This is a genomic window from Caballeronia sp. dw_19 (genome assembly GCF_018449515.1).
Classification (GTDB): domain Bacteria; phylum Pseudomonadota; class Gammaproteobacteria; order Burkholderiales; family Burkholderiaceae; genus Caballeronia.
Window position 1 is genome coordinate 1 of record NZ_JAAVUQ010000020.1, and the last position, 13,369, is coordinate 13,369.

General features: G+C 59.4%; 10 protein-coding genes and 1 riboswitch. Of the genes, 7 read left to right on the forward strand and 3 right to left on the reverse strand.

The features are described 5' to 3' along the window. On the forward strand, nt 1–385 hold a 385-nt coding region (locus tag HB376_RS24045; protein ID WP_213766177.1), incomplete at its 5' end, for an ATP-binding cassette domain-containing protein. A 33-nt stretch (nt 386–418) separates the two neighbouring features. Then, nucleotides 419–568, forward strand: a riboswitch (cobalamin riboswitch). Nucleotides 569–601: 33 nt separating this feature from the next. Further along, nucleotides 602–1,657, forward strand: a complete 1,056-nt coding sequence (locus HB376_RS24050) for a HoxN/HupN/NixA family nickel/cobalt transporter (protein WP_213766178.1) — start codon at nt 602–604, stop codon at nt 1,655–1,657. A gap of 66 nt (nt 1,658–1,723) precedes the next feature. Here HB376_RS24050 and HB376_RS24055 read toward each other — a convergent pair whose 3' ends face one another. After that, nucleotides 1,724–1,897, reverse strand: a complete 174-nt coding sequence (locus HB376_RS24055; RefSeq protein WP_213766179.1) for a DUF3717 domain-containing protein — start codon at nt 1,895–1,897, stop codon at nt 1,724–1,726. 89 nt (nt 1,898–1,986) lie between these two features. Between HB376_RS24055 and metE the strand changes: the two genes are divergently transcribed. From metE to HB376_RS24075, 4 genes are all read left to right on the forward strand, one after another. Next, a complete protein-coding gene (gene metE, locus HB376_RS24060; protein WP_213766180.1) occupies nt 1,987–4,281 on the forward strand; it encodes a 5-methyltetrahydropteroyltriglutamate--homocysteine S-methyltransferase in 2,295 nt (764 codons plus the stop codon). Between the two features lie 372 nt (nt 4,282–4,653). Continuing rightward, nucleotides 4,654–5,058 (forward strand): FKBP-type peptidyl-prolyl cis-trans isomerase, encoded by a 405-nt coding sequence (locus HB376_RS24065; protein WP_213766181.1) that lies wholly within the window; start codon nt 4,654–4,656, stop codon nt 5,056–5,058. Between the two features lie 687 nt (nt 5,059–5,745). Continuing rightward, entirely contained in the window at nt 5,746–6,540 is a 795-nt protein-coding gene (locus HB376_RS24070) for a transporter substrate-binding domain-containing protein (RefSeq protein ID WP_213766182.1), read from the forward strand. Then, entirely contained in the window at nt 6,537–9,653 is a 3,117-nt protein-coding gene (locus tag HB376_RS24075; protein ID WP_213766183.1) for an EAL domain-containing protein, read from the forward strand. The genes HB376_RS24070 and HB376_RS24075 overlap by 4 nt, the downstream gene beginning before the upstream one ends. A gap of 21 nt (nt 9,654–9,674) precedes the next feature. Here the strand turns inward: HB376_RS24075 and HB376_RS24080 are convergent, their stop codons facing one another. Beyond that, a complete protein-coding gene (locus HB376_RS24080; RefSeq protein ID WP_213766184.1) occupies nt 9,675–10,541 on the reverse strand; it encodes a LysR substrate-binding domain-containing protein in 867 nt (288 codons plus the stop codon). 116 nt (nt 10,542–10,657) lie between these two features. On the opposite strand from HB376_RS24080, the gene HB376_RS24085 reads away from it, so the two are divergent. Continuing rightward, a complete protein-coding gene (locus HB376_RS24085) occupies nt 10,658–11,875 on the forward strand; it encodes an aminotransferase class I/II-fold pyridoxal phosphate-dependent enzyme (protein ID WP_213766185.1) in 1,218 nt (405 codons plus the stop codon). A 203-nt stretch (nt 11,876–12,078) separates the two neighbouring features. Here the strand turns inward: HB376_RS24085 and HB376_RS24090 are convergent, their stop codons facing one another. Then, nucleotides 12,079–13,365 (reverse strand): MFS transporter, encoded by a 1,287-nt coding sequence (locus HB376_RS24090; protein ID WP_213766186.1) that lies wholly within the window; start codon nt 13,363–13,365, stop codon nt 12,079–12,081. Between the last annotated feature and the right edge of the window lie 4 nt (nt 13,366–13,369).

A 13,369-nucleotide genomic window follows, 5' to 3' on the forward strand; every position in this document is an offset into this window, starting at 1 on the left:
TCGCCGAGCGCCATCGAAAGTCCCGGACCGGATCTACGAGCTGTTCCCGGTGCTCAAGGAGATGAAAGGTCGACGCGGTGGCGATCTGTCGGGCGGCCAGCAACAGCAGTTGGCCATCGGCCGGGCGCTCATGAGTGAGCCGCAGCTACTCATTCTCGATGAACCGACAGAAGGCATTCAACCGTCGATCATTCAGGATATCGGGCGCACGCTGCGTCAACTCGTCGATGAAATGGGCATGACGGTGCTGCTGGTCGAACAGTACTACGACTTCGCGCGCGAGCTTGCCGACCGGTATTGGGTGATGAGCCGCGGTGAGATCGTCGCGGGTGGTGCAGGTGCGGATATGGAAGCGCAGGGCGTGCGGGAGTTGATCGCGGTTTAGGTATGATCGATGGCTGATACATGTTGCCCGTGAATTCATAGACATCGCGACAGGCACGGCGTAAAAGCACACAAGGGGAGAAGCCGGTGAGAACCCGGCACGGTCGCGCCACTGTATTTGGTTCGTAAGCTTTTAGATTGTCGAACCAAGAGTCAGACCTCTCCTCCCGATCGTTTTCCAATTCAAGCGGGACGCGTCTTCCCGAGGGCTGCCCAGATGATTTCTCAACTCGTACAGATTTTTAATGACTCAGGCGCCAAAGTGCGGGGCAAGCTTTTCGGCATCTACGGGATATTGATTGCGATCAATGTTGTCGCCTGGGTTTGGGCACTGGTGGCGTTCCGTCATCATCCGGTACTGCTGGGAACCGCATTGCTGGCCTACGGATTTGGGCTGCGTCATGCGGTGGATGCCGACCACATTGCCGCTATCGACAATGTCACGCGCAAGCTCATGCAGGAGAAGAAACGCCCCGTCGCGGTCGGCTTCTTCTTTTCCCTTGGGCACTCGAGCGTGGTCGTACTCGCCTCTGTCGGCGTGGCGGTTGCAACGTCGGCCATGCAAGGCCGATTCGACCACTATAAGGAAATTGGCGGAGTGGTCGGCACGTTGGTGTCGGCGCTGTTCCTGTTCGCGATTGCCCTGATGAACCTGCTTATCCTGAGGTCGATCTATAAAGCGTGGCGCAACATCCGGAGCGGTGGTGCTTATGTCGATGACGATTTCGATCTGCTTCTGGCCGATCGCGGATTTCTGGCTCGCATCTTTCGCCCGCTGTTTCGCATGATCACGCGAAGCTGGCAAATGTATCCGCTAGGTTTCCTGTTCGGTCTGGGATTCGATACGGCGACTGAAATTGGTTTGCTCGGCATAGCGGCAACCCAGGCGTCGCAAGGGCTCTCTCCCTGGGCGATCATGGTGTTCCCGGTGCTGTTCAGTGCGGGCATGTCCCTGATAGACACACTGGACGGTCACCTGATGCTCGGTGCTTACGGATGGGCTTACCTGAAGCCGATCCGGAAAATCTATTACAACATGACCATCACGCTGGTGTCCGTCATCGTGGCCGTCGTGATTGGCGGTATAGAGGCGCTGGGGCTGCTCGCCGATCAATTGAAACTGCAAGGCCCGGTGTGGGATGCCATAGGGACCTTGAACGATAATTTCGGCACGCTTGGCTTTGTGATTATTGGTATTTTCGCCTTTAGCTGGATCGTGTCGGTCCTGATTTATCGTGCAAAACGTTTTGACGAGTTGGAAGTTAGCCGCTAAGGCATGAGCGAGGCCGCACGGGTTCGGGCGGCTCCGTTCCTTACTTTCCCAATCGAACACAAACAGCTAACGCACCGAACCGCGTTGATCCAGCGCACCCGTCAGTGCCCGAATTTGCTCGCTGCTAAGTGAGGACGTATCGATCGCGTCGGCTCGTGAAAAGATCATCTGCCCATAAGCGTCGGCGAGAACCCGCGCTTCCCGGCAGAGTGCGCAAGGATGCGCAAGTTGCGCCGACATGAATGAAACTAATAGGAAGATGAAAACATGTCGCTTGTTGAATAACACGCCGGCATTCAGACTGTGGGCCACTTGGTTAAGGACGCGTTATGGCTCGCACTCATCTACATGGTTTTCCGCGCATCGGCGCACATCGCGAACTCAAGGTCGCGCAAGAGGCGTTCTGGCGCGGGGAGTGCGACGATGCTTATTTGCATAGCGTCGCCGCGGCATTGCGTGCGCGCCATTGGGCGTTGCAACGCTCGGCGAAGCTGGATTTCGTAGCGGTTGGCGACTTCGCCTATTACGACCAGATGCTGAACCTGACCGCGCTGTTGGGCGCGTTGCCTGAGCGGTTCGAATTCGAGCCGTCGGCGCTCTCGCTCGCGCAATATTACGAGCTGGCGCGGGGCAACAAGGCACAACCCGCGATGGAGATGACCAAGTGGTTCGACACGAATTACCACTATCTCGTGCCGGAGTTGGGACCGGGTACGACATTCAATGGTGGCGTTGACTGGTTCTTCGACGAGATCGATGAAGCGCTCGCACTGGATCATTCTGTCAAGCCGGTTCTCATCGGCCCGATGACGTACCTGTGGCTGTCCAAGAGCCCCATTCCGGGCTTTGACCGGCTTTCACTTCTGCCGAAACTCCTGATTCGCTATATGCGCATTCTCGACCGGTTGAAGCAACGCGGGATTGAATGGCTTCAACTGGACGAACCGGCACTGTGCCTTGATCTGGATGACGAATGGATCGAGGCCTTTTACGCGGCTTACGATGTGCTTGGCGTGTCAGGCAACAAGGTAATGCTGGGCACTTATTTCGACACGGCCGCTCACCATGCACCGCTCATCGCGAAGCTGCCTGTGCAGGGTGTTCATATCGACCTGATCAGGGCGCCCGAGCAACTGGACACGTGGCGCGCGGTGCTGCCGGCGGACAAAGTGCTGTCGGTGGGTGTGATCGACGGCCGGAATATCTGGCGGGCAGACCTCAACAAAATCGTCGACGCGCTCCGGAGCCTGAGCGAAGAACGTTCGGATAACTTATGGATTGCTCCGTCCTGTTCTCTGCTGCACGTGCCGGTTACGCTTGCTTCGGAGAAAAGGCTCGATGACCGGTTAACGTCATGGCTTGCGTTCGCGACTGAAAAGCTTGATGAGGTTGCCGCCATCGCGCTCGCATTAAGCGATTCGGCGGAAGCCGGGTCTGTACTTGCCGCGTCGAACACAGCGCTCGATACACGTCGCAGTTCTGACACGACCATCAATACCCTCGTGCAGCGAAGGACCACTGCCATCACCCACGCGATGGCAAGCCGTAAAAGTCCTTTCGCCATGCGCAAGCGAGTGCAGCGGCATACGCTCAGGTTGCCGCTCCTGCCGACCACGACCATTGGTTCGTTCCCCCAGAGGCCAGCCATCCGGCAAGCTCGCGCGGCGTACCGGCGCGGGGAACTGGGCGCACTCGATTACCTGGAACGCATGCGTGCGGAGATTGCAACAGCCGTGCGCAAGCAGGAGGAACTCGGACTCGACGTCCTCGTGCATGGCGAAGCGGAACGCAACGACATGGTCGAATTTTTCGCGGAGAAGCTGTGGGGATATGCGCTGACGGAGAACGGCTGGGTTCAGAATTACGGCTCGCGGTGCGTCAAGCCGCCCATCATTTACGGCGACATCTATCGTCCTGAGCCCATGACGGTGGACAACACGTGCCATGCGCAATCCCTGACCAACCGCGTGATGAAGGGCATTCTTACGGGACCGGTGACCCTGCTCCAATGGTCTTTTGTCCGTGACGATCAACCCCGCGAAACAACAGCGCTGCAGCTTGCATTGGCCATTCGCGACGAGGTAAAAGACCTTGAAAAGGCCGGCATTCGCATTATCCAGATCGATGAACCGGCGTTCCGCGAAGGCTTGCCCTTGCGCCGGGCCGAGTGGCCCGGTTATCTTGACTGGGCGACTCGGGCATTCAAGATCTCCGCTAGCGGCGTCTCCGATGCAACACAGATTCACACCCATATGTGCTATTCGGAGTTCAATGACATTCTTCCGTCCATCGCGGCGCTGGATGCGGACGTAATTACGATCGAGACATCGCGCTCTTCAATAAAGTTGCTGGACGGCTTCGGTGCGTTTGCCTACCCGAACGGAATCGGGCCCGGCGTCTACGACTCGCACTCGGCGCGGGTGCCGAGCGCGGAGACAATGCAGCGCTTGCTTGAACGTGCATGCGAAGTCATTCCTGCGGAGCATCTATGGGTCAATCCTGACTGCGGTTTGAAAACGCGCACCTGGCCGGAGACAGAAGCGGCACTGACAAACATGATCCTGGCGGCCCGCGCCGTGCGGGAGACGCTTGCCGCAAAAAATAAGGAAATAGCGGAAGTCTGAGCGTTTGTCAGCACGCGAGTGCGGCTTTGGGCCACCATGCCATTGCCGCTGGCGACTTTTAACCGGCTTGCCGTGGCTCCTGGACATTGTTTCGTGGGCGCTGCGGCCCCTGAGGGGCTGCCTGCGACGCTTGTCACCATGACCCAGTCTTACTCTCAATCCTGCGCAGCGAAACGTGCAGAAGGCCCGTTTGGCGAACGCACGCGGCCCACACTGAAGTCCACCCGAGCTTACCCGTAAAGAACCGTAAAGAATCGTCTCGAAACGAGGTTCTGCCATGCCGTGGCCTGTCCGTGCTACTGTATTTGGCTTGGCTTGGTTGACTTTGTACTTTACTCACCCCACCCACTTTCGGGACGTTCTGGACGCTTTATGAAAAAAGTATCACTGCTGCTCGCTCTTGCTTTTATCGCTTCGTCATCGGCTTATGCTGCTACGGGTGCGACTGAAACGCTTCCTTCCGGCGTCATCGTGACGCAGATCAAGGAAGGCACCGGGGCGCAGCCTACCGCCGCCGACACGGTGACCGTCAACTATCGCGGCACGCTCGCGAATGGCACCGAGTTCGACTCCTCGTACAAGCGCGGGCAGCCGGCATCGTTCCCGCTCGGCCAGGTAGTCCCTTGCTGGACACAAGGCCTTCAGAAGATGAAGGTGGGTGGCAAGGCCAAGCTCGTGTGCCCGCCGGCAACTGCGTACGGCGATCGTAGCGTAGGCCCGATTCCGCCGAACAGCACGCTGACGTTTGAAGTCGAGTTGCTGAAAATCGGCAACTAAAGCCTATACAACGCGCATTCGCTCGCACGCAATCATGCGAATCGCGCGTCCTGTGCCATTGCGATATCGATATCCTTTGCTATCGCAATAGCACTGTTGTCTAACGCCATCGTGTAACGCCATCAAATGGATTCGTGAGTGTTGCGGACGTTTAATTTCATTCCAGTGGAAAACCCTCCTTGTCTATGCGCTTGCCGTTGAGACAGCCCGATCTTTAATCAGGGGATTGACGGGTGCGAAATAAAACTATCGACGCGAACAGGGCACACGAATCTGTCACTTGCACTAGCTAGCCTATGCGCCGACGTGCAGACCATTGACAGCCAAAGGTCGGAACATGGCTCTACAGCGGCGGAATCCAATGCCACTTGTTGCCGGTACGGTAGAACCCGTAGCTACACCGGGGGTTGGCAAATGATTCCCGTCAGTTGCAGTTTTAATAAGCGTCCGGTAGTATTAATTCACGGGGCGTTATCATTTTTACTAAACCGATTACCTGCCGGGACTGCCAGAATAAGCAATTTTCTGTCGTTTTCCGTGCGGCAGATCGGATATGCAAAGGCGTCTTGAAAAAGACTCCCTGCATAACTCGTTGTCGAGGGGCCTGAATCACCAAGCACGCCCCCGCGACCGGTGTTAATAAAAAGAGGGCTGTATTCTAGTCACTTCCACCACCATGGCGACGCTGTGATCCGACACACTCTGGGCGGCTTGCTACTGGTGATCTCATGCCTCGGCCGCGCGGTCGCGGCAGGCCCGGATTGCTCACGTCCCTTCACGCTTGCACTGCATGACCACGGCCTGCTTTATTCCGCCGATACCGACACCGGTATTGACAAGGATTTCGCCGACGAACTGATCCGCCGCAGCGGCTGCAAGATTAATGTCAGCCTCATGTCGCGCGCACGCATCTGGCAATTGATCGAATCCGGCGCGCTCGATTTCAGCTTGTCCGGCATTGCCAACGACGAGCGTAACCGCTTCGCTTCGTTCGCCTGGTACTTCAGCAACAAATACTATTTGCTGGTGCGCAAGGACGCGGGCATGCATCAGCTAGCCGATTTCGAGCGTAGCGACCAGTTTCAACTGGGCGTGATTCGCAGCTTCCGGTACAGCGACTCCGCCAACAAGCTGGTCGACACGCTCGCGGCTGAAAATCGTGTCAGCCAGGCCGGCGGCCTGGCGCCGCTGTACGAGGCGCTGATCCATCAGCGTATCCAGGGCATGATCATGGAGCCCTTCGACTACCCCGCGCTGGATGAAAAGAATATCCGCGATGTCACCACTATCATCGAGTTCAACGATCCCGCCATCCCTCATGGCGTGATCATGTCGAAGAAGGCGCTGCCGCCAGCCGAGCAGGACAAGTGGCGTGCGCTGGTGAACGAGATGCGCGCAGACGGAACCGTGCTGCGTATTTTCGAGAAGTACTTCAAACCCGATCTGGCTAGATCCATGGTCGATTTCCAGGCACCCCCGTGACCTGGGCGCGCCTGGTATTGCTGCCCTTGCTGATCTTGTCCGCCGCGCTTGGCGTCACGTGGATAGTCTGGGATCACGAACGGCAAGCTTCCCGCAACGAATTGCTCTCCCAGTTCAATTTTTCACTGGGCGACGTGGTCAGCCGCGTCGAACAGCGCATGTCGACTTACGAGCAGATGCTGCGCGGCGTGCAGGGATTGTTCGCCGCCACCGGCCAGATGGACCGTGACCACTTGCGCGACTACGTCAGCGCACTCAATCTCGACGCCAATTTTTCCGGCATCCAGACTATCGGGGTCATCGAATGGGTACCGGCAGCGCGCAGGAACGCTCATATTGCCGCGATGCATCAGATGGGTTTTGCCGGCTACACCATCCAGCCGCAGGGCTTGCGTGAGAACTACGCGCCGATCATTCAGCGCGAACCGCCCGCTACCAGCAGCCTCGCTCCACTCGGACTGGATTCGTGGGCCGACCCTGTGCGGCGGCAGGCCATGGAGAAGGCGCGCGATTCCGGCATGGTGGCGGTCTCCGGGAAAGTCCGTCTGGGCGTGGACATCGGCCCGGATGCAAAACCTGCTTTCATCATGTACTTGCCTATCTATGACCGGGGCCAGTCGCACGACAGCGTTGTCGAGCGCCGGGCGCATCTTGCCGGCTGGGTGTACGCGTCGTTTCGCATGCACGATGTCATCGCCAGCCTTTACGGCGACCCGCTGCCCGGACTCGCGTTCGCCATCTACGACGGCGTGGAGCCGTCCGCCGTGGCCTTGCTGTATCGCTCCCGTGTCATGGGCGAGCAGCATCGGCCCCCGCTCATTTCGGCCAATGAGTACCTGGTTGTCGCAGGGCACAACTGGACGCTCTCGATGAGCACCCTGGACGACTTCAAGGGCCGCTTCGGCCGTAACGCCGAAGCACTGATCGCCGTCACCGGTACCGGTCTGAGCCTGCTGCTGGCACTGCTCGCCTGGTTGATGGTCACTGGCCGCGGCCGCGCGATGCGGCTGGCTTCCACGATGACCCGCGAGTTGCGCGAGAGCGAGGAGAAGTTCCGTGCCATCGCGGACTGCACGGTGAACTGGGAAGTCTGGTGGGGACCGGATGGCAAACCACGCTGGATCAATCCATCGGTCGAGGAATACACCGGATACACCGTCGCCGAATGCATGGCCATGACCGACTTCGCCGGCACGCTGATCCATCCCGATGACCGCGCCCGCGTTGCCCCCGAGTTCCTGAAGGGGCTTCAGGGCTTCCGTGGCGACGACCTCGAATTCCGCTGCGTTCGCAAGGACGGAACGCTGGTCTGGTTATCCGTTTCCTGGGTTCCGATCACCGACGCCAAAGGCGTTTTCACGGGTTTCCGGACCAGCGGGCGCGACATTACCGACCGCAAGCAAGTCGAGGCCGAACTGCGGATTGCGGCAGTCGCCTTCGATTCACTCGAAGCCATGATGGTCACCGATGCCAGCAACACCATCCTGCGCGTCAACTCGGCGTTCACGGAGTGCACCGGCTACACCGCTGAAGAAGCCGTGGGCCAGACGCCGCGATTGCTGCGCTCGCACCATCACGACGACGCTTTTTTCAGCGAGATGTGGGAAACGATCCACCGCATGGGCGGCTGGCAGGGCGAGATCTGGGGGCGTCGCAAGAATGGCGAGGTCTATCCGAAATGGCTGACGATCTCGGCGGTGACAGGCGAAGGCGGCGTCGTTAGCCACTATGTGGGCACGCATCACGACATCACCGAACGCAAGATCGCGGAAGAGCGCATCAAGGAGCTTGCCTTCTTCGATGCCCTGACGCGTCTGCCCAACCGCACGCTGCTGCTGGATCGTCTGACGCAGGCCATTACGGTCAGCGCGCGAAGCGGAGCGTGCGGTGCGCTGCTGTTCATCGACCTGGATCACTTCAAGACGCTGAACGACACCCTGGGCCACGACAAGGGCGATCTGCTGTTGCAGCAGGTGGCGCAGCGTCTGGCTGCGAGCGTACGTGACGGCGATACCGTGGCGCGGGTAGGCGGCGACGAGTTCGTGGTGGTGCTCGGAAGCCTGGACGAAACCTGGCAAGAGGCGGCCAGCCAGACCGAAGCCGTGGGCGAGATAATCCTTGGCGTGCTTGGCAAGTCGTATCAGCTCGATGACATCGATTACCGCAGCACTGCCAGCATTGGCGCCACTGTGTTCCGGGGCTATCAGACATCCATCGACGAACTGCTGAAGCAGGCCGACCTCGCCATGTACAAGTCGAAGGAACTGGGGCGCAACGCGATGTGTTTCTTCGACCCGGCCATGCAGACCGTGGTAGTGGAACGGGCTGCGCTCGAGGCAGACTTGCGACAGGCGATAGAGGGCAATCAGTTCCTGCTGTATTACCAGGCACAGGTGCTCGACGGTGACCGGATCATGGGCGCTGAAGCGCTCGTGCGCTGGCAACATCCCCAGCGCGGTCTCGTGCCGCCCGCGGAGTTCATCCACCTCGCTGAAGAGACCGGGATGATCCTGGCGTTGGGGAACTGGGTGCTCGAAACCGCGTGTACTCAACTGGCGTCATGGGCAACGCGGCCGGACATGTCCTACCTGACGATCGCAGTCAATGTCAGCGCGCAGCAGTTCCGCGAGCCCGATTTCGTGCACAAGGTGTTGAGCGTGATCCGTCGAACGGGCGCCAACCCGAACCGGCTCAAGCTGGAACTGACCGAAAGCGTGCTGGTGGACAACGTGCAGGACATCATTCAAAAGATGCATGCACTCAAGGCCCGGGGCGTGGTCTTTTCACTGGACGATTTCGGTATCGGCTATTCGTCGCTTTCGTATTTGAAGCGCCTGCCTCTGGATCAGTTGAAAATCGATCAGTCATTCGTGCGCGACGTGCTCGTCGATCCAAACGACGCAGCCATTGCCAAGACGATTGTCGCGCTGGCGCAGAGCCTGGGATTAGGGGTCATTGCCGAGGGCGTGGAGACTGAAGAACAACGCGACTTCCTGGCAAGTGTCGGTTGCCATGCGTACCAGGGTTTCTATTTTTGCAGGCCGTTGCCTATTGAAGGGTTCGAAGAGTTTGCCGGCAGAGCGCAAATCAAGCCGAAAGCGGCCCGTGCATAGCAGCTTGGCCGGCGGACCGCATTACTTCGCAGCGGCTCGGATTCGCAGGTCGGTCAGGATCTGTTCCGCCAAAAAATCACAGGGCGGCCGGTTCGATCCCGCGCTGCGCGCGAGCACGATTTCCAGGTCCGGCAGGGCAGGCAGGCCCTCCGCGCTGCCGAGCTGGACGAACCGTTCCGGAACGCTGCATCGGGACAGCGGGGCAATCGCGAGCCCCGCTTCGACCATGCTGAAAAGGCCCAGCAGGCTCGGACTTTCATAAGATGTGCGATAGCTGATCTTCGCCCGTTCGAGCGCCTGGATCGCCTTGGACCGCGCGACGCTACCCGGTGCAAAGACGGCAATGGGCAACGGACGTTCCTTCCAGACTTCGTTGCCGATGGCACAACCGGCCCAGACCATGGGTTCGAGCCGGATAAATTCGCAGCTCAACCCCTTCATTCGCGCCATGCAGGCGAGATCGATCTTGCCTTCCTTGATGAGCGGCGCCAGTGCGTTGCTCGGCATGCCGATGACCTGGATCTCGACCTTGGGGTAGCTGGCCGAAAATTTTCTCAGCACGGAGGGCAGGAGAGACGATGCATAGTCGTCCGGCACCCCGATTGACACCCGGCCCCTGACGTCCGGGCGAACAATCGACGCCCAGGCTTCGTCGCGAAGGGCAAGCAAACGCCGCGCGTAGGCGAGCAGCACATGGCCGTCCTGTGTCAGCGTGATGTTGCGCGGCTTGCGCGAAAACAAGGGTTTGCCTAAAGACGCCTCCAGCGACTTGATCTGCATGCTCACGGCGGATTGCGAACGATGCACGAGCGCGGCGCCACGCAGGAAGCTGCCTGTGTCGGCAACGGCAACAAACATGGAGAGCGCATCCAGGTCGAAGGTTTTCATGGGTATTGGAGGTATCAGAAAATCTGAACGAAGTCTTCAATATAACTCGCTTTCCTGAATCCGATGAGCCTCACATACTGGGCGTCTCTCAACGCGAAAACGCCGGAAAAGAAACAATGTCGATGACTTACGATGACTTCAGGAAGCTCGGAATAAAAATCGATATGACCCGCGGAAAACCGTCTCCGGAACAGCTCGACCTGTCCTCGGACGCACTGGCCAACGCTCTGAAAGCGGGTGAATTCACGTCGCGGGACGGTATTGATTGCCGCAATTATGGCCATGCGCTGGGTCTGCCCGAGGCACGTGAATTCGGCGCCGATCTGCTTGGGGTTGCCGTGGAGCAGGTGGTGGCTGCGGGTAATTCCAGCCTCGAGTTGATGCATGACGCCATGGCGTTTGCCATTTTGCATGGCATGGCCGACGGCAAGCCGTGGCGCAACGCGGGTGACGTCGCGTTCCTTTGTCCCGTGCCGGGATACGACCGCCATTTCGCGATCTGCGCGGCGCTTGGCGTGCGTATGATCCCGGTACCGCTGACAGGCGATGGTCCCGACATGGATTTTGTCGAAGCACAGGTCGCCGCCGATCCGGCCATCAAGGGCATGTGGTGCGTGCCGCTCTATAGCAATCCGACCGGCGAAATCTACTCGGTCGATACAATTCGCCGTCTCGCCTCGATGCAAACCGCCGCCTCCGACTTTCGCCTGTTCTGGGACGACGCGTACCGGTTCCATCACCTGACTGAGCACAAGCACACCACGTTGAACATGATCGAGGCTTGCGCGGCGGCGGGGCATCCGGACCGGGCGCTGGTGTTCGCGTCGCTGTCCAAGATTACTGTTGCCGGGGCGGGGTTAGCGTTCGTTGCATCGTCGCGGCGAAATATCGACTGGTGGCAGCGTTGCTCGGCTATCAGGACCATTGGACCGGATAAGCTCAATCAACTCCGGCACGTACGGTTTTTGCGGGACCGGCAGACATTGGAAGGTTTGATGGAGCGGCATCGGGCGCTGTTACGACCCAAGTTCGACGCCATGACAACGGCCTTCAGCGAGATCCTTGCCGATCTGCCGGGCGTGTCCTGGACCGTCCCGCAAGGGGGCTATTTCATCAGTCTCTATAGCCCCGATGGCCTGGCTAAACGCACGGTCGCGCTGGCCGCTGGCGCCGGTATTGCGATGACGCCAGCAGGCGCTGCGTTCCCTCATGGCCTTGATCCACGCGATCGGCATCTGCGCGTTGCGCCGACCTTTCCAGCACTCGATGAAGTGAAGCGGGCCGCGCAAGGTATTGCGTTGTCTTTGCGTCGCGCATTCGAAGAGCGGGGATGATTTTTGAGTTTCTGCAGGCGTGGTTTTTAACCTTGCTTTGTGCAGTCGTTCCTTTAGATGATGTGCGTGTACGGTTTGCGTCCGGGTTTGCTTTCGTAATTCGGACGCAAATGCAGGTCAGGGAGGCGTGAAACCGGTAGCGGAATGAATTCATGGTATGGAGTATTGCCCATGCTTGGGCAGTACTCCTGCTCGCTATGCCATCACCGAAAATCGGCGAGTCCGCTTCTGCAAACCGGCGTAGCCCGCCGGGTGTTCGGCATGAGGAACGCCAGTCCGACGAGGATGACCGATGCCGCCGATGCCAACCCGTACACCGGCTGAAACGAACCGAATACGGTCTTGCATAAGCCACCCAGCACGTTTCCCAACGCCCCGCCCACACCAAACGCCGCTTCGCAGATTCCGCATACTATCGCGGCGAGAGCCGGTTCGCTTGTCTTGCCGACATACGCGTGCAGCAGGCCGAAGATCGGGAAGAACGAAAAGCCCAGGGCAACCGCCGCGACCATCAGCGCATAACTGCCCGGACGCGACGCGGCGATCAGCGACGCGCACAAAAGCAGGACCCCGGCACTGACGAGTGCGGTGCGCATGCCGTCGCGTTGCGTGTTCCCGTTTCGATCAGGACTGCCACGCATATCGCCGATCATACCGAGCACCAGTCCACTTACCACGCCGACGAGCCCCACAAGCGCCCACGCGTGCGCTGTTACATCGAGACCCAGATGCAGGTCATCGTGCGAATAAGCTGAGAAATAGGTGATGAACGGCACGCCGGCAAACCCGCATAACAATGCAATGGCGTACACCAGCAGGAATTGTCTGGCGAGCATGCGCCGCAGCCCGAGGCGTTCGGTCGGACGCTTGACCTGGCGCGGTGGCGTGACGCTTGGCTGTGCGGCCGACGCACGGCCAAGCCGTGCAAACACGAGGGCGATTACGCCGCTCAACACGGCGGTCAGGACAGCGCTCACGAGCCAGACAGAGCGCCAGCCCCACGACGCCAGCAACGCGGGCACCATCAGCCCGTTCAGCAAGACGCCGTAGTTCGTGCCGCTGCCAATGACACCGATTGCTTTTGCCTGATGCCGCTCATCGATCAATGGTGCGACCAGCGCCATCATCGGGACCCAGGTCGCGGCGGCGCAGGCATTGAGCGTGACGACAACTGCGCCCATCATCCATGTGTTGTCGACGAACGCGAGGCCAGCGAGGTCGATGGCCGAGAGCACGGTCGCCGTGAGCATGACCCTGGCCGCCCCAAAACGAGCGGCAGCGAGTCCCGATAACAGCGCCATCGCGACATTGGCAAGTTGCCGCGCAGCCGTGATGTACCCGGCCTGTGCATAGTCGAAGCCGATGTCCTGTTTCATCTGCGGCAGGACGACGGGAAACAGGTAAACGCCGAACCCGTAGGTCGCGGCGATCACGGCGGTCAGCAGCAGCGTGACAGCCAGTTGATTTGCTAAGCGAGGCGAAACATCCATGGCA

Excerpts from the sequence above, each read along its gene's own strand:
- HB376_RS24085 (WP_213766185.1), top strand. The coding sequence starts at position 10,658 with ATGTCGATGACTTACGATGACTTCAGGAAGCTCGGAATAAAAATCGAT.
- HB376_RS24080 (WP_213766184.1), bottom strand. The coding sequence starts at position 10,541 with ATGAAAACCTTCGACCTGGATGCGCTCTCCATGTTTGTTGCCGTTGCC.
- metE (WP_213766180.1), top strand. The coding sequence starts at position 1,987 with ATGGCTCGCACTCATCTACATGGTTTTCCGCGCATCGGCGCACATCGC.
- HB376_RS24090 (WP_213766186.1), bottom strand. The coding sequence starts at position 13,365 with ATGGATGTTTCGCCTCGCTTAGCAAATCAACTGGCTGTCACGCTGCTG.
- HB376_RS24055 (WP_213766179.1), bottom strand. The coding sequence starts at position 1,897 with ATGTCGGCGCAACTTGCGCATCCTTGCGCACTCTGCCGGGAAGCGCGG.
- HB376_RS24065 (WP_213766181.1), top strand. The coding sequence starts at position 4,654 with ATGAAAAAAGTATCACTGCTGCTCGCTCTTGCTTTTATCGCTTCGTCA.
- HB376_RS24050 (WP_213766178.1), top strand. The coding sequence starts at position 602 with ATGATTTCTCAACTCGTACAGATTTTTAATGACTCAGGCGCCAAAGTG.